Source organism: Pseudoalteromonas sp. SR45-6, from assembly GCF_014163545.1.
GTDB classification, from domain to species: domain Bacteria; phylum Pseudomonadota; class Gammaproteobacteria; order Enterobacterales; family Alteromonadaceae; genus Pseudoalteromonas; species Pseudoalteromonas rhizosphaerae.
In genome coordinates, this window is the sequence record NZ_JACJDM010000008.1 from 77181 (window position 1) to 92675 (window position 15495).

The window sequence follows — 15495 nt, forward strand, 5'->3', positions numbered from 1 at the left end:
CTTAAACCTTAATATTAATAATGGCATGGGATTGATAAAAAGCTTGGTGTTGCGGCGCACCTTGGCTTAGCTTCATTTCACCAACTTGTAGGCCATGAGCTGTTAATTTATGACGCAAACTCTCAAGGTGCGGATGAGCCATTGCGGTGATATCTTGGCTTGAGGCAAGTAATTGACAATCGAGTGCTTTATCCATTAATTCAGCGGTGATCTGTAATTGGCCAAGCTCAGCGTAATCAAAATTAAGTCGCACAAACCAAACATTTTTAGCTTCGAGTTTATTTTGGCTTGGTTTTTTATATTGTCCTAATGAAATTTCTGTTTGTGCGGTTTCCGGTGGCAGTCGCATCGGCAGTAAAAATTGTACTAACGGATTATTATCAGGCTGCTGATTGATGGGGGTGCTGTTAATTTGGCTAATTGCAGTTTTTATTTGGCTCAGCTCAGCCGCTAAGGCTTGTGATTGTGGCTGTAGTAATTGTTCTTGCAGTTTCTGTGGGTTAGTTGCTTTAAAGTTAGGCACTAATATTTGTAATAAAGCATCAAGTGAGCTTTGACTGTTAAAATTCAACGCACTGATATTTGCTAAGCTTGGAGCCGCTAAAATCGCCACTGCCAAATGCTCAATAGATTGGCTAAAACTATTTTGCAGGGCACTAGTGGTTAAGCTTTCTGGACGCAAAACACTGAGTATTTCTCGTTGAATGGTTAACGGTTGCAACGATTGGCTGTCAATCATGCGGCTAAAAGCTTGATTAACTAGCCGATTTAAATCGACATTATTACTTACTTTGGTCGCTGCTAGTTTATTAATTTGTGAAGCGATATGCTGTTTATCGTAGTTTGCTGCTGATTTAAAATTAGGTAGCGGCTTTTCGATAGGCGTTTTTAAAAGTGGTGCCAATAATTTGGCTTCAAGTGGCAAGCTAATCTGGCTGGCTGGCAAAGCGCTGGTTATCGGTCCTTTTAATAGTGCTTCTATATGTAAGTGAGTACTTGCTTTTAGATTGTCGTTGTTTAGCTGTGCTGTTAGAGATGCTACTTTGGTATCTACTCCTGCAGCAAAAGGTGGAGTTGTTTTTAATTTTTGCTGAGCATCGGCTATAACTGTTTTGGCGACAGCGCTATTATCACTGACATTGACAGTTGTACTATTGGTTTTGCTGGGTAGAACTTGTTCGGGACTGTGTGCTAGCGCTTTAGCGATAGGTTCTTTGTTTAGCTGAGCAGGTTGAGCATTAATATCAGATGCTGCTTGTTTTGGATTAACAGTAACCTGCGGTGTTTTATTTTGCGCTACTGTAGTTTGCTCGCTGGATTGAATCGCGGCAGCTAGTTTATTTAATTGTTTGTAGTTATCGGTATCTTTGCTCAGTGGCGCCGCAGTAGTACTGTTATTTTTAACCGCATTAGGCTCTGTAATACTTGCTAAACCGGCTTTTAATCGCTGAAATAACTGTACCAGGGGAGGCGATTGATGATAATGCTTTGGCAGCGCGGTACCTTGGCTAATATCTGTCAGTAATGGTTGGGTGTTGCTTGTCGCCATTGCCACAAGGTTTATTTGCCTGAGTGATTTGGGTAGTAAGGTTTGTGCAGTTTGATCTGTTGGTGTTAGTGATTGTTGTGCTACAGCTGATTTATTGCTGACTTGACTAAATGGTTTGCTTTCAAAATAGCGTACAGCGTCACTGATCCGGGTTTTTAAGTCAGCAAAACTGTCTTGCAACCACGAGCTTATTGGGCTGCTGCTGACCAATAAGAGGCTGCTAGGTGCGACACTTGTTTGCGTATTAAACTGACCAGCTACATGGCTTTTTTGTAGCAATGAATTAAAAGTATGGGCTAATGAATTTTTTAACTGCAGAGCTATTTTTGGTAGCTGCGTTTTTATTATTAATTGTTCATTAAGCGCATTTAATTGTACTTTTTGAATTACCCCACCAGGCTGAGTTGAGTGTGTGCTGTGATTATTTAACGGTTGCTGCAGTGCGAGCTTAATATTGCCATTATAATTATTAAAGCTCAGTACTGCGGTATTTTTATCTAGCTGTAGCTGCCCATTCGGTACCAGTTTACTGAGCCAAAGAGCAAGTTTTGCTTGGCTGATTGGCTGCTGGTGGAGTGTATCAGCAAAGCGATTAACAACACTTAAGGTAAAATTATTGCGGTTCGGGGTAATTATTGCTTTTAGATCTTGCTCACTGTGCAGTAGTTGGGCGACTTCTTTATTGATAGGAATACTGGCGTGTAACTGATTTAACAGTAATTTTGCAGCAGGCTGTAAAATAATTTGCAACGACAAAGGTTTATTCTCGACCTGAACACCACTGTTAATTAAATTTAAAACACTTTGCAGTTGGTTTGTTTGACGCAAGCTGATCTCAGCTTGCTTTGGTAAAATAGTGAGTTGTTTACCATCATTACTGAGTTGAATATCGGCACTGGCAATTTTTTGAGTGTTTGTTTCAGTGCCAGTTGCAGCTAAACGTAATGTTTGCCAATGCTTATCAACATAGACTTCCATCTGCACAGAGCCTTTGGCGAACACGATGTTTTTAGCGCTGAGTGTTTGCTCGCTGAAAACAGGTAATTGCTGTGCAACGCCATTGTGCGACGAATGACTGACAGGAAGCGAATTCGCTAATGTTATCTGTGTAGGTTTGTTCATTATTTTAAATCAAGTTTTTGTTAATCGGTGCAAAGCATTATTCGTATTACCCTATCATTATGCTAGACTAACGCCTAATTTTGGGTATAGAGAATCATCATCTTGTTACACATTAAGTCCGTCACCTGCATCAAGCAAGAACGTTGTTTGTTTGCGGATCTTAATTTCAGCTTGAAATCAGGCCAAATCATGCAATTAGCAGGCCCAAATGGGGCTGGTAAAACATCCTTGCTGCGTATAATTGCGGGTTTTTCTGCGCCCGATGAAGGACAAGTTATGTGGCAAGGTGCATCAATTGCTAAAAATTATGATGAATTTGCCCGGCAATTGTTATTTATCGGCCATAAAACAGGGGTGAATAGCCAACTTAGTGCGATTGAAAATCTGCGATTTTGGTTACAGATTCAAGGTTACGACACTGAGCAAGATCTTTACTCATTATTAGCTAAAATTGGCTTAGTTGGTCTTGAAGATGTACCTGTGCGTACTCTATCTGCTGGTCAACAACGTCGTGTTGCGTTGATCAGACTTTGGCTTAATGATGCGAAGTTATGGGTGCTGGATGAGCCATTTACAGCCTTAGATAAAGCCGGTATCGCATTTTTGCAGCAACGCTTTTTAGCTCACCTAGCACAAGGTGGGGCGATTTTATTAACCACCCACCAAGACTTAACGACCCACTTTAATGAGTTGCAAACCGTTACTCTGGAGTACCGACACTGATGTTACGCCAGCATTCATATTGGCAGCTATTTAGTGCCGTTTGTAAAAAAGATTTACAGCTGGCATTTCGCCAGCGTGCTGAAATCGTAAACCCCATTTTGTTCTTCTTAATTGTTATTACATTATTTCCGTTAGCAATTGGTCCTGAGCCCGGTCTACTTAGCCGTATGGCACCCGGTATTATTTGGGTCGCTGCGCTACTTTCAACCATGTTAGGCTTAGATAAACTATTTCGTGATGACTATCATGATGGTAGTTTAGAGCAATTGATTGCTTCATCGTACCCGTTACCGTTAACGGTGCTTGGCAAAGTCGTTGCCCATTGGATTATTACAGGCTTGCCGTTGGTGTTGATGACGCCGCTGTTCGCCTTGTTATTAAATTTAGACAATCAAGCATTGATTGCAACTGTGCTTACCTTGCTATTGGGTACGCCATTACTTAGTTTTATCGGCGCTATTGGCGCTGGGCTTACAGTGGGATTACAAAAAGGCGGCATTTTGATGAGTTTATTGGTCTTGCCTTTATATATCCCCGTATTAATTTTTGCAACGTCTGCTATCGATACCAGCACAATGTCGCTGGATTATAGTGGTCAGCTTGCCATCCTTGGTGCGATGCTTGTCATTGCAATTATCAGCGCACCAATTGCCATATCGTCAGCATTGAAAGTGAGTGTAAGTTAATATGTGGAAGTGGTTACATCCCTACGCTAAAGCAGATCGTGCATATCAATTATGCAATACGTTACTGCCCTATTTTGCCGTGATAACGGTTGTCTTTATGATTATTGGTTGGGTCTGGGGGTTAGCCTATGCACCAGCTGACTATCAACAAAAAGACAGTTATCGCATTATTTTCATTCATGTACCGTCAGCTATTTTGTCGATGGGGGCTTATTCATCAATGGCTATTGCGGCAGTGATCGCTTTGGTATGGCAACTTCGTAATGCCGAGTTGGCGGTGATTGCCATCGCACCTGTTGGCGCATGTGTAACTGCAATTGCACTTATTACTGGTGCCGCTTGGGGTAAACCTATGTGGGGTGCGTGGTGGGTATGGGATGCACGACTTACGTCTGAGCTCATTCTATTATTTCTATATTTGGGGGTATTGTCTTTATATCATGCCTTTGAAGATAAAAAAGCAGCAGGTCGAGCTGCATCTATTTTAGCTATTGTGGGGGTAATTAACCTACCCATTATCCACTTTTCGGTTGAGTGGTGGAACACCTTGCATCAAGGTGCCACTATTACCAAGTTTGATACGAAAGCCATTGATTCAAGTATGTTTTGGCCATTAATGGTAAATATAGTCGCATTTGCTGGTTTTGTTGGCATGGTGACTTTGATGCGTCTTAAAAATGAAATTTTACAACGTGAAAAGCATCGCCCTTGGGTGCGTCAGTTGTTAAATAGGGGCTAGTTATGCAGTTTGATTCTTTTTCTGATTTTATTGCCATGGGCGGTTACGGCTTTTATGTGTGGCTTTCTTTTGGTTCATGTGCACTGATTTTATTAGGTATTTTAGTAAGCTCTTTTAATGATACTAAGCGCATTATGGCTTCTGTGCAGCAACAAGCTGAACGAGAGGCTCGCATTAAACACGCTCAACAGGAGAATCAAGCATGAACCCAAGACGTAAGAAACGTTTGCTTGGCGTCGTCGCTATTGTATTCGGTATTGGTGCCGCCATCGGTTTAGTATTGTATGCGCTGCAAGAAAATATTAACTTATTTTATACTCCAAGTGAGTTAATTGAAGGTAAAGGCCCGAATAAAGAAAAGCCGCACATTGGTCAAAAGTTGCGTATTGGCGGTATGGTGGTCCCAGGATCAGTGATTCGAGATGAAACCAGCCTACAAGTAAGCTTTACCTTGATTGATACAGGCCCTTTAGTAACGATCAAATACCAAGGTATTTTGCCTGACTTATTTCGCGAGGGGCAAGGGATTGTTGCTCAAGGTGTGTTGATTGAACCTAATGTAATAGAAGCGTTTGAAGTATTGGCTAAGCATGATGAAGAATACATGCCTGCTGAAGTTGCGGAAGCGGTGAAGGGGATCAAACACGAAAAACCTAAATATAACTTAGAAAGTGGCAATTAAGATGATCCCAGAACTCGGTTATTTTTCCCTAACACTGGCCATGGTGCTGAGTGTTTTATTGTGTATTTTTCCTCTATGGGGCGCACATACTGGTAATTTACGGTTAATGCGTGCAGCTCCTTCATTAGCTGTTGGCCAATTTGTATTTGTATTAGTGTCATTCGCTGCCTTAATTTATGCCAGTTTAACCGATGATTTTACCGTCGCGTACGTGGCTTATCATTCTAGCAGTACCTTGCCTTGGTATTATAAAATCACTTCAACCTGGGGTGGGCACGAAGGTGCTATTTTATTGTGGCTAGTAATGCAAGCCGGTTGGACAGCAGTAGTAGCACTGCGCTCTAATTCACTGCCTTGGATACTGCGTGCTCGTGTATTAGGTGTGTTAGGCTTTTTAGGTGTTGGCTTTATGCTTTACACCCTGTGGATGTCAAATCCATTTGAATTATTACTGCCGTATTTTCCTGTCGAAGGGCGCGACCTTAATCCGCTATTACAAGATCCAGGGATGATCATCCATCCACCTTTATTATATATGGGTTATGTTGGTCTATCGGTTTCTTTTGCATTCGCAATTGCAGCGTTATTAACAGGTAAACTTGATAATACGTGGGCTAAGTGGTCACGTCCTTGGACAATGACTGCGTGGGGATTTTTAACACTAGGTATTACTATTGGAAGCTGGTGGGCATATTCCGAGCTTGGCTGGGGTGGCTGGTGGTTTTGGGATCCCGTTGAAAACGCATCGCTTATGCCTTGGTTAGTAGCTACTGCATTATTGCACTCATTATCGGCAACCGAAAAACGCGGTGTATTTAAATCATGGACCGTATTACTTGCGATTGCTGCATTTTCATTGAGTTTACTGGGCACCTTTATTGTTCGCTCTGGCATTATTGTGTCAGTGCATGCGTTTGCTACCGATCCTGATCGTGGCTTATTTATCTTAGCGTTTTTAGCGATAGTGGTTGGTGGTGCGTTAACGTTATATGCATTTAGGGTATCGCAAGTACGCAGCGAAGGTCGTTACAAACTGGTATCACGTGAAGTGGCGTTATGGCTCAATAATATATTTTTAGTGGTTGCTACATTTATTGTGTTACTGGGTACTTTACTACCTATGGTTCATAAAGAAATGGGCTTAGGCAGTATTTCAATTGGCGAACCATTCTTTAATAAAATGTTTGCCATTATTTTAGTGCCGTTTGCCATCTTAATGGGCATTGGCCCTCTGTTACGTTGGAAGCAAAATAAGTGGTCTTTTTTACAAAATAAACTCCTTGTGTCAGCGTTAATGAGCATAGTGATCAGTGCTGCTTGGTTATATTCAAGTTATGCCAGCGTAGCGCCTTTAACTTTATTGGCGACCACGCTTGCGATATGGATTGTGATCACCACCGGTGTTGATTTATATGTTAAAGCTACTGTGCAAACTAACTTTAGCCAAGGTCTTAAAAGGTTAGGACTTAGTTATTGGGCTATGGTACTAGGGCATGTTGGTATTGCCTTTGTTATCGCAGGTGTCACTTTAACTTCGGCGTATTCGGTTGAACGTGATGTTTCGATGAAGCCGGGCGAAATCGTACAGTTAAATCAATATCAGTATCGTTTTGAAGGGGTATACACTATTCGTGGTGCAAACTACAGTGGTCATGCTGGAGAAGTGAGCGTCCTGAAAAATGATAAACTAGTCACTGTACTGCATGCTGAAAAGCGCCGTTACGATATTGGTATGCAATTTATGACTGAGGCTGCAATTGATGCTGGCTTTACCCGTGATTTATACCTTGCTCTGGGTGAGCAATTAAATAACGGCGGTTGGTCATTGCGCATCTATCACAAGCCATTTGTACGTTGGATGTGGATTGGTGGTGTATTGATCTCACTTGCCGGTTTTATGATTTTAGGTGACAAACGTTACCGTACTAGCAAGAAAAAAACCGATAAGTCACAGGAGAAACTGGTATGAACCGCAAGTTGTTAGCGCTGATACCTCTGCTGGCATTTGTTTTAGTGTGCGTGTTTTTATTTCAAGGTTTGTTTTCAAACCCAAGAGAAATTCAAACCGGTCGGTTAGGTCAGCCAATGCCAGCCTTTGATTTACCTGATTTAATGCAGGATTCAAAGCGTTGGCAAGATAGCCAATTAAAAGGCGATGTATATCTACTCAATGTATGGGGCACTTGGTGTCCTACCTGTTTAGCTGAATTAGATTATTTAACCCAATTGCGAGAGCAAGGCGTTAAAATTATCGGGCTTTACTATGTACAAAGTTATGATGCTGACTTTGATGGTGAATTTGATATGCCAGCGCTACGTGAAGAAGTGACGTCAATGTTAAGTCGTGCCGGTGATCCGTATCAGTTTAATATTCTTGACTTACACCGTACTCTTTCGCTTGATTTAGGTGTGTCAGGTGCACCTGAAACATTTTTAGTGGATAGCAAAGGCACCATTTTATTGCACCATACTGGCGATATAAACCCACGAGTTTGGCGTGCTAAATTTGCTCCCTTGATGCAGGAATTACAGCCATGAAATATTTTTTAATTGCTTTAATGATACTAGCCAGTGGCATAGCTATGGCAGAGCAAGATCGTTACCAATTTGATAACAACGAACAAGCGCAACGCTTTACTGAGTTAACTAAAGAATTACGTTGCCCTAAATGTCAAAATCAAAATATCGCAGATTCAGATGCTGTGGTTGCGAAAGATTTGCGCGAAAAAGTATTGGCGTTAGTCAAAGAAGGCAAATCGAAAGATGATGTGATTGAATATATGATTGACCGCTATGGCTATTTTGTTCACTACGATCCGCCAGTAACGCCAGCAACATTAGTGTTATGGGTATTACCTATTTTGATTGTGGTATTTGGCTTTGGCTTTATTATTTTTCGTCAACGTAAGGCTGCGGTTAAGCAAACATGGAGTGAGCAAGATGAGGCGTTATTAGCCAAGCTCATTGCGAAAAATGAACGTCAGGAGCAGATTTAAATGATACTAATGTGGGTTTCTTTTGCATTATTAACCTTATTAGCTGTGGCGTTTGTGGCATTACCGTTTTTGAGTAAAGAGCGGGTACAAAGTCTCACTTACAATGCTAATTCAGAGCTTATTGCCATCTACCATCAGCGCCTTGGCGAGCTGGCGAATGATTTAGCAAATCAACGTATTGATCAAGTTAACCATGATGAGTCTGTGATTGAGCTCAAACGTCGTTTACTAAATGAGTTATCGCCTGAAAAATCACTGATGAGCAGAGGCAATAACCGTATTTTTGCATTAACAGGCAGTGCATTTTTAATCGCTTTTACCGCTGTATTTTATACCGCAACTGGTTCACAACAACAGTTGCAGAACTGGCACAGCGCCATGGATAATTTAGCAGCTTATGGTGAACGAGCCGTGATGCAACAAGGCGAACCTTTAACCCAAAATGAATTACAAGCGTTTGCGTTAGGGCTACGCACTAAACTTGCGCAAAGTGGTGATGATCAAGTGGCTTGGATGCTACTCGGTCGTGTTGCAATGTCATTGAATGAATACGACATGGCGCAACAGTCATTTGATAAAGTGCTACGCATGGATCCTGACAACATGCCTGTGCTGATCAGTTACAGCCAAGTACTATTACTTGAAGGCAGTGATGTAAATATGACGCGCGCTGCGGGTATGCTCTCTAAAGTGCTCAAAGACGATCCAACTAACCTTGATGCTATTTCATTGTTAGCGTTAATTGCTTATGAGCGTCATGATTGGTTGCAAGCAAAAGCAGCATTCGAAGTGCTTTTAAAGAGTATGGATGAGCAAGATACTCGCTATGACATGATTGCTCAGCGAATTACTGAAATTGAACAAAATATTACAGCTGAAAACACACAACTAGCACCTGCGTTGCAACCACAAGCTGAGCAGGGCAGTGGCGAGGATAATAACGCAGCTAAAATGAGTGCTATCAAAGTTACCGTTAATCTTGCGCCACAGCTTGCGGACAAGCTTCCAATCCAAGGTACCTTATTCGTATTTGCAAAAGCTGCCAATGGTCCGCCAATGCCGCTCGCAGTGGTAAAATTAACAGATTATAGTTTTCCAATTGAAGTACAGTTAAGTGATAGTAATGCTATGGTCGCAGGGTTAACGCTTTCAAGCGTTGATAAAATTATTTTAACTGCACGCATTTCAAAGGATGCATCAGTAATGCCTTCAACGGGTGAGTTGGAAGGGCGTTCAGATGTGTTAGAACGTAGCCAAACCAAGGCTTACGATTTACTTATCAATGAATTAATACCTTAAGGATAAAAGATGTTAAGACAGAGTTTAGTTTTGTTTGGGCTATTGGTGCTAGCAGGATGCGCGCAAGTGCCTGACGAAAAAATAGATGAGCGAGATCCACTACAATCATTTAACCGTCCAATGTATGATTTTAATATGGATGTACTTGATGCTTATGTTCTGCGCCCTGTTGCGGTAGGGTATGTGGCCGTAACACCAACACCGGTGCGCCGTAGTATCGTCAATTTTACTGGCAACATTAGTGCACCAACTGATGTAGTTAATGCCACGCTACAAGGTAAAGCGGGTAACGCAGGCGTGAGCTTAGCGCGGTTTTTAGTTAATTCAACTGTGGGTATTTTTGGCTTATTTGATGTTGCGACATCGCTTGGTTTGAATATTGTCGATGAAGACTTTGGTCAAACTCTGGGGGTATGGGGAATAGGCGACGGTACTTATTTAATGCTACCGGGAATGGGACCGTCAACAGCGCGTAACCTAACGGGTGCAGTGGTTGATGGCTATGTGTTACCAAAAATTGCCTTAACCACGCCACAAACTGTATTGGTGTTTGCGTTAAAGGCTGTAGAAGCTCGGGCTTCTTTAATACCACAAGAAAGCTTATTGAATGAGTCACTCGATCCGTATATTTTTATGAAAGACATTTACTTTCAACGTCAGTTATATGAGTTGTATGATGGTAATCCACCGGTTGAAAAAGAGCCCGACGATTTTGATGAAGACTTTTTAGAAAGCCTTTAATGTGTATTTTCAGGTTAAATAAAAATGCCAGCGTCTAAGCTGGCATTGTTATTTACGGTATTATTTATTATCCTGCCAGCACTTTCATTTGTTCATTAGCCCAGTTAACGGCATCATGATACGCATCTGGCACTTTACCAGCGCCAAGACCAAGCTCATCTTTAATCGCGTTTGCACCTTGCCAATTGGCTTGTTCGTATAATTTTACTAAGCGCAGATATTGTGCCAGTAAACCTTGATCCTCTAATAATGCTAACTTTATGTCGTTGGATAATGGTAGCTTTTTCATCACGCTTTGCATATCTTCATCTAATATGGCATCCATTAATGACATCATACCGGTTAAAAAAGCCATGCCCGTATCTTTGAGTTTATTATGGTTTATAGCTAGCAACTCAGTAAAGCGTGCTCTGGTTAACGATAAGCGTATTAACTCTGCGGGTTTATCACCAGCAACTTGAGCTGCAAACAACAAGGATAAAAACTTTTTAATTTCTGCTGCACCTAGCACAATTAGTGCTTGTTTGATGGTGCTGATCTCAGCTCTGCGCTTAAATGCCGCTGAATTACTATAACGTAATAATTTATAAGAGAGGTTTACATCTCGCTCAAATACGTCGGTAATTTTCTTTAAATTGACTTCAACAGTGGATGTCTCATAAAGCAGCTCGGCAAGAGCTATCTCTGATGGCGGCAAGGTTTTACTTTGCACCATTTCTGGTTTGGAAAAGAAAAACCCCTGAAAGTAAGTAAAGCCAAGATCTAATGCTAATTGATACTTTTCGTAGGTTTCTACCTTTTCTGCTAATAATTTTATATGCGGATAAGGTTTAATTTCTTCGATTATGGTGTGGATAGTGTCAACGTCACAATTGATAAAATCTATTTTAATAATATCAATAAAAGGATAAAAATGACGCCATACAGGCTGGTGAATATAATCATCCAGCGCGAGCGTATAACCTTTTTGTTTTAAGTCTTTGACGATCGCGAGCAAGCGTTTCCCTGGTTGAATTGTTTCGAGTATTTCTACAACAATCTGATCTTTACCAAGCAGAGTTGGGTAGCCTTTTTGTAATGTTTCAAGCGTAAAGTTGATATACGCTGGTTTATTATCGGTGAGATCTTCTAAACCAAAATTGAATTGACTACCTTCAATTAGCCGAGTGGTTGCCTCGTCACCATCAATATCAGGGAATACATTATCAACGCCATCACGAAAGAGTAGCTCATACCCTACAAGTTGTTTGTTTCGATCTAAAATTGGTTGGCGTGCAGCATAAAAATACATAAACAGCGGGTCCACATCAGTTAAGCGATTACTTGGGCAATATAAGATAAAACAGCATAAATAGCATTAATTATATTTAGAATATCAATGCTATAGTATTAATTAATTGATACATCATCGATCTAATCCTAAGGTAATTAAGTATTAATTACCATGTTCTGTAGTTAAATAATTAACCATCAGATAAAAACAACTCCACCTTATATCATTACTTGGCTACCTCAGTAAGTGGAGTTATTCACCCTTTGCGTGATATAGTCAAGTTCTAGGTTGGTTTTTACACCAATAATGACTTTATATAGTATTGATTTATGAGTCATTATTAGGATTGAAAGCCAGGTTTTAACTTCAGAGTTGGAGGCGAGTTTGGAAACTGGAATGATTATTTCTTTAGCTGCGTATTTTATCGTAATGCTAGGTATTGGCTTGTACGCTTATAAGCAGTCTACCGCCGATGTGTCGGGTTATATGTTGGGTGGCAGAAGTTTATCACCAGCTGTAGCTGCACTATCTGCAGGTGCATCGGACATGAGTGGTTGGCTACTTATGGGTTTACCCGGTGCTATGTATCTATTTGGCTTAAGTAAAGTTTGGATTGCGATAGGTTTAGTACTTGGTGCTTGGGCAAACTACTTTTTAGTCGCGCCAAGGCTACGTGTCTATACTGAAAAAGCGAATGACTCGATTACCATCCCAGATTACTTTGCTAATCGTTTTGCTGATAATAAAAATATATTACGAGTCATCTCGGCAATCGTGATCATCGTTTTCTTTACACTTTATACTTCTTCAGGCGTTGTCGCTGGCGGTAAATTATTCGAAAACTCATTTCAGATGAGTTACGAAACAGGGCTTTATGTGACAACCGGAGTCGTCGTACTCTATACATTGTTTGGTGGTTTCTTAGCTGTTAGTTTGACTGACTTTGTGCAAGGTTGCATTATGTTTGTCTCGCTACTTGCTGTACCTATTGTTACTTATACGATGCTAGACCAGCCAGTGTTAGACACACTTGCTAATGCCAGCTATGACTTGCTGTTAAGCGCTCCGAAAGAGAGCGAAGTCCACTCGCTTAATATGTTAGATTGGTTTGCTGGTGGTTCAACTATCGCTATTATTTCTGCAATGGCATGGGGCTTAGGTTATTTTGGTCAACCGCATATCATAGTACGTTTTATGTCAGTACGGTCAGTGAAAGATATGCCAACTATGCGTCGTATTGGTATGTCGTGGATGACTTTATCAGCGATTGGTGCAGTGTTAACTGGACTATTTGGTGCCGCTTACATGATCGAAAATCAAATGCTGATTGACGATAAAGAAACTATATTCTTAGTATTATCTGAATTGGTTTTCCATCCACTTATTGCCGGCTTTTTACTTGCTGCTATTTTAGCTGCGATTATGAGTACTATTTCATCTCAGTTATTGGTTTGTTCAAGCTCTTTGACTGAAGACTTCTATAAAATTTATTTAAACCGTGATGCATCACAAACCGAGCTGGTTTTAGTTGGGCGAATTAGTGTACTACTCGTTGCATTATTTGCTATTTATTTGGCTTATGATCGCGATAGTTCTATTTTAGATTTAGTAAGTAATGCATGGGCTGGTTTTGGGGCTGCGTTTGGCCCGTTAGTATTACTTAGCTTGTATTGGAAGCGAATGAATCTACAAGGTGCGATCAGTGGCATGGTTGTGGGTGCAGGGACAGTGTTGATCTGGATATACGCGCCAATCACTATAAATGGTGAGAGCCTCAGCAGTATCATTTATGAAATTATACCGGGCTTTATACTTGCAACAATTGCAATCATTACAGTGAGCTTATCAACAGCGCCACCAAATAAAGAGATCACCGAATTATTTGATGAAGTTGAACGAGGGCTATAACGGGTAGTAATTTTTATAACTAAAAAAGGGCAATTAATTGCCCTTTTTTAGTAAGTTAACTTGTAATTTTTTAGCTTGCTTCTTTATCTGCGCTGGCTTTAATCGACGCTACATTTTCTTTTTTTACTTTCGCCGTAGGTGTTTTCTGTATTGCCTCTTTGCCGCCTTTAAGTACATTCATAAAGTCGTCTTTACTTTTAGCAATCTCAAGTGCGAGCGATTCGATTTGTTGTTCGCTTAGTGGCACATCAACTTTCTCAAGCATAACCTCAAGCGACTCTGCTATATCAAGCATTTTGTCATACGCGTCAGCTTCTTTTTTAGTAGTAAACGTCATACGCTCGACTCCGTTTCTCTCTACAACATATTTAACAACAACAGCCATGATTTCTCCTGCCAATTTGCTTGGTGAATAACAAGTTCACCTTGATTGATTACTGTTTTTATGTACAGTAATTGTTTATTGGTCTTTTTGCAAGTGAACATTTTTATTTTTTACTACTAGGATTTGACAAAGAGGTACAACTTTACTTTATTTAAATAGTCGCACTTTTTTAGTATGACTTTATTTGGAGGTAGTCCAAAAGTGAAGGCATTAAAATCAACTATTAATTGAGTCCACGTATGGATATCATGGAGGAGAAACATGAAGTTTTTAACTTTAATAGTGGTAGTGCTTGGCTTAGCTATTTCATTGCCTAGTAGCGCAGCTGTAACTAAAACAGAGACTGCTGAAAGTATGAAGAAAGTTCAGTTAGTCAATGTGAATCAAGCAACAGTCGAACAGCTTACTCAGCTGCCGGGTATTGGTAAATCAAAAGCGCAAGCGATAATTGATTTCCGTACCAAGCAAGGCAAGTTTAAGTCTGTTGCAGATTTAGCGCAGGTGAAAGGTATTGGCGAAAAATTAGTCGCTAAATTGGATGGCAAAGTTACATTCTAAAAATCAGCAGGGCGAATTATTCGCCCTGCTCAAATTGCTTAATAGCGTGCCTTAAATAGCGTTTAGAGAATTGAATTTCGACTGGAGTGGTTAACAACGGGTAGCTTAACCCGGCCAGAAGTAAAGCTGGAAGTAACAACCAACCTTCAACATACGCTAATGATAGAAATACTGGGATCAATAAAACCAGCTTTATAATACGCAAACTGATTTTTTGCATTGGAGTTAACATACTCACTGCAATCGCAATTATTTGCTGACGTTGACGTATTTTAAACGATTTTAATTGCGTTACTTGACTTGAAAATAATGCCATCATCACAGCGACTTTTTAATTATTAAACGACTTGCTACAACGGCCATTAGTATCAGAGTAAATGCGGCAAAAATGATCTCCATCCACGCCGGCATACTTAGCCCTGCAAATTGCCAATCGATGTTGCCACAGTCACCTGTTGCAGCAAAAAAATGTGGCATCCATTCGTGCAATGGTAATGGGAAATTAGGTTCGAATTCACAGCTAAACGCAAAAGGATCGGTGGTAGTTTGCATATCGATATGTTCGCGTGCAATTAAATAACCCCAAATACTGGCAACTGCCCATGCAGAAAATGCTGTTAGACGGCATATTACATTCGTGGGTTTAATTGCACCGAGTAACCCTGCGGCTAATAACCCCAGCATGGCAGTACGTTGGTAAATACACATAATGCATGGCTCTAAGCCCATTTGATATTGAAAAAACAATGCGATTACTTCAAAAATAAAAGCACTAAAAGCGAGCAGTAACCAAGCACTGCGCTGTTGGGCTAAATTTGCTAACCAAGTCATAAA

At 40.6% G+C, this 15495-nt stretch carries 17 protein-coding genes; 12 read left to right on the forward strand and 5 right to left on the reverse strand.

Going from position 1 to position 15495, the window contains the following annotated elements; translation table 11 throughout:
* Position 1 precedes the first annotated feature (1 nt).
* Complete coding sequence (locus tag H5158_RS23295; protein WP_259399424.1) at positions 2-2671, reverse strand: flagellar hook-length control protein FliK; 2670 nt, start codon at positions 2669-2671, stop codon at positions 2-4.
* Between the two features lie 102 nt (positions 2672-2773).
* On the opposite strand from H5158_RS23295, the gene ccmA reads away from it, so the two are divergent.
* From ccmA to H5158_RS06055, 10 genes are read left to right on the forward strand one after another with little or no spacing between them, the layout of a single operon-like run.
* Complete coding sequence (gene ccmA, locus H5158_RS06010; RefSeq protein ID WP_182739669.1) at positions 2774-3394, forward strand: cytochrome c biogenesis heme-transporting ATPase CcmA; 621 nt, start codon at positions 2774-2776, stop codon at positions 3392-3394.
* Entirely contained in the window at positions 3394-4080 is a 687-nt protein-coding gene (gene ccmB, locus H5158_RS06015; RefSeq protein ID WP_145239323.1) for a heme exporter protein CcmB, read from the forward strand. The genes ccmA and ccmB overlap by 1 nt, the downstream gene beginning before the upstream one ends.
* A gap of 1 nt (position 4081) precedes the next feature.
* Positions 4082-4819, forward strand: a complete 738-nt coding sequence (locus H5158_RS06020; RefSeq protein WP_149981466.1) for a heme ABC transporter permease — start codon at positions 4082-4084, stop codon at positions 4817-4819.
* A gap of 2 nt (positions 4820-4821) precedes the next feature.
* Positions 4822-5025, forward strand: a complete 204-nt coding sequence (gene ccmD / locus H5158_RS06025; protein ID WP_182739670.1) for a heme exporter protein CcmD — start codon at positions 4822-4824, stop codon at positions 5023-5025.
* Positions 5022-5501: a cytochrome c maturation protein CcmE gene (gene ccmE / locus H5158_RS06030; protein WP_149981464.1), complete on the forward strand. Its 480-nt coding sequence runs from the start codon at positions 5022-5024 to the stop codon at positions 5499-5501. The genes ccmD and ccmE overlap by 4 nt, the downstream gene beginning before the upstream one ends.
* A 1-nt stretch (position 5502) precedes the next feature.
* Positions 5503-7470, forward strand: a complete 1968-nt coding sequence (locus tag H5158_RS06035) for a heme lyase CcmF/NrfE family subunit (protein WP_182718170.1) — start codon at positions 5503-5505, stop codon at positions 7468-7470.
* Complete coding sequence (locus tag H5158_RS06040) at positions 7467-8039, forward strand: DsbE family thiol:disulfide interchange protein (protein WP_182718169.1); 573 nt, start codon at positions 7467-7469, stop codon at positions 8037-8039. The genes H5158_RS06035 and H5158_RS06040 overlap by 4 nt, the downstream gene beginning before the upstream one ends.
* Complete coding sequence (locus H5158_RS06045; protein ID WP_182739671.1) at positions 8036-8497, forward strand: cytochrome c-type biogenesis protein; 462 nt, start codon at positions 8036-8038, stop codon at positions 8495-8497. Before H5158_RS06040 ends, H5158_RS06045 begins: the two co-directional genes overlap by 4 nt.
* Positions 8498-9796: a c-type cytochrome biogenesis protein CcmI gene (ccmI, locus tag H5158_RS06050; protein ID WP_182718167.1), complete on the forward strand. Its 1299-nt coding sequence runs from the start codon at positions 8498-8500 to the stop codon at positions 9794-9796.
* 9 nt (positions 9797-9805) lie between these two features.
* Complete coding sequence (locus H5158_RS06055; RefSeq protein WP_182739672.1) at positions 9806-10537, forward strand: VacJ family lipoprotein; 732 nt, start codon at positions 9806-9808, stop codon at positions 10535-10537.
* A 67-nt stretch (positions 10538-10604) separates the two neighbouring features.
* Here the strand turns inward: H5158_RS06055 and H5158_RS06060 are convergent, their stop codons facing one another.
* Positions 10605-11828: an EAL and HDOD domain-containing protein gene (locus H5158_RS06060; protein WP_182718219.1), complete on the reverse strand. Its 1224-nt coding sequence runs from the start codon at positions 11826-11828 to the stop codon at positions 10605-10607.
* Between the two features lie 378 nt (positions 11829-12206).
* On the opposite strand from H5158_RS06060, the gene putP reads away from it, so the two are divergent.
* Entirely contained in the window at positions 12207-13718 is a 1512-nt protein-coding gene (putP, locus tag H5158_RS06065; protein WP_149981458.1) for a sodium/proline symporter PutP, read from the forward strand.
* Between the two features lie 70 nt (positions 13719-13788).
* Here putP and H5158_RS06070 read toward each other — a convergent pair whose 3' ends face one another.
* Entirely contained in the window at positions 13789-14103 is a 315-nt protein-coding gene (locus H5158_RS06070) for a YebG family protein (protein WP_182718165.1), read from the reverse strand.
* A gap of 261 nt (positions 14104-14364) precedes the next feature.
* On the opposite strand from H5158_RS06070, the gene H5158_RS06075 reads away from it, so the two are divergent.
* Positions 14365-14661: a ComEA family DNA-binding protein gene (locus H5158_RS06075; protein ID WP_182718164.1), complete on the forward strand. Its 297-nt coding sequence runs from the start codon at positions 14365-14367 to the stop codon at positions 14659-14661.
* Positions 14662-14677: 16 nt separating this feature from the next.
* Here H5158_RS06075 and H5158_RS06080 read toward each other — a convergent pair whose 3' ends face one another.
* Positions 14678-14980 (reverse strand): DUF6170 family protein, encoded by a 303-nt coding sequence (locus H5158_RS06080; protein WP_182718163.1) that lies wholly within the window; start codon positions 14978-14980, stop codon positions 14678-14680.
* Positions 14980-15492 carry a disulfide bond formation protein DsbB gene (gene dsbB, locus H5158_RS06085; RefSeq protein WP_182739673.1) on the reverse strand — a complete coding sequence of 171 codons (513 nt, stop codon included), beginning with the start codon at positions 15490-15492 and terminating at the stop codon, positions 14980-14982. The genes H5158_RS06080 and dsbB overlap by 1 nt, the downstream gene beginning before the upstream one ends.
* Positions 15493-15495 lie beyond the last annotated feature (3 nt).

Bases quoted from the DNA above. Each gene is read 5' to 3' on its own strand.
- H5158_RS06035 (WP_182718170.1), top strand. From the start codon at position 5,503: ATGATCCCAGAACTCGGTTATTTTTCCCTAACACTGGCCATGGTGCTG.
- ccmD (WP_182739670.1), top strand. From the start codon at position 4,822: ATGCAGTTTGATTCTTTTTCTGATTTTATTGCCATGGGCGGTTACGGC.
- H5158_RS06055 (WP_182739672.1), top strand. From the start codon at position 9,806: ATGTTAAGACAGAGTTTAGTTTTGTTTGGGCTATTGGTGCTAGCAGGA.
- H5158_RS06060 (WP_182718219.1), bottom strand. From the start codon at position 11,828: ATGTATTTTTATGCTGCACGCCAACCAATTTTAGATCGAAACAAACAA.
- ccmI (WP_182718167.1), top strand. From the start codon at position 8,498: ATGATACTAATGTGGGTTTCTTTTGCATTATTAACCTTATTAGCTGTG.
- H5158_RS06070 (WP_182718165.1), bottom strand. From the start codon at position 14,103: ATGGCTGTTGTTGTTAAATATGTTGTAGAGAGAAACGGAGTCGAGCGT.
- H5158_RS06045 (WP_182739671.1), top strand. From the start codon at position 8,036: ATGAAATATTTTTTAATTGCTTTAATGATACTAGCCAGTGGCATAGCT.
- putP (WP_149981458.1), top strand. From the start codon at position 12,207: ATGATTATTTCTTTAGCTGCGTATTTTATCGTAATGCTAGGTATTGGC.
- H5158_RS23295 (WP_259399424.1), bottom strand. From the start codon at position 2,671: ATGAACAAACCTACACAGATAACATTAGCGAATTCGCTTCCTGTCAGT.
- ccmE (WP_149981464.1), top strand. From the start codon at position 5,022: ATGAACCCAAGACGTAAGAAACGTTTGCTTGGCGTCGTCGCTATTGTA.
- H5158_RS06075 (WP_182718164.1), top strand. From the start codon at position 14,365: ATGAAGTTTTTAACTTTAATAGTGGTAGTGCTTGGCTTAGCTATTTCA.
- dsbB (WP_182739673.1), bottom strand. From the start codon at position 15,492: ATGACTTGGTTAGCAAATTTAGCCCAACAGCGCAGTGCTTGGTTACTG.
- H5158_RS06020 (WP_149981466.1), top strand. From the start codon at position 4,082: ATGTGGAAGTGGTTACATCCCTACGCTAAAGCAGATCGTGCATATCAA.
- H5158_RS06040 (WP_182718169.1), top strand. From the start codon at position 7,467: ATGAACCGCAAGTTGTTAGCGCTGATACCTCTGCTGGCATTTGTTTTA.
- ccmB (WP_145239323.1), top strand. From the start codon at position 3,394: ATGTTACGCCAGCATTCATATTGGCAGCTATTTAGTGCCGTTTGTAAA.
- H5158_RS06080 (WP_182718163.1), bottom strand. From the start codon at position 14,980: ATGATGGCATTATTTTCAAGTCAAGTAACGCAATTAAAATCGTTTAAA.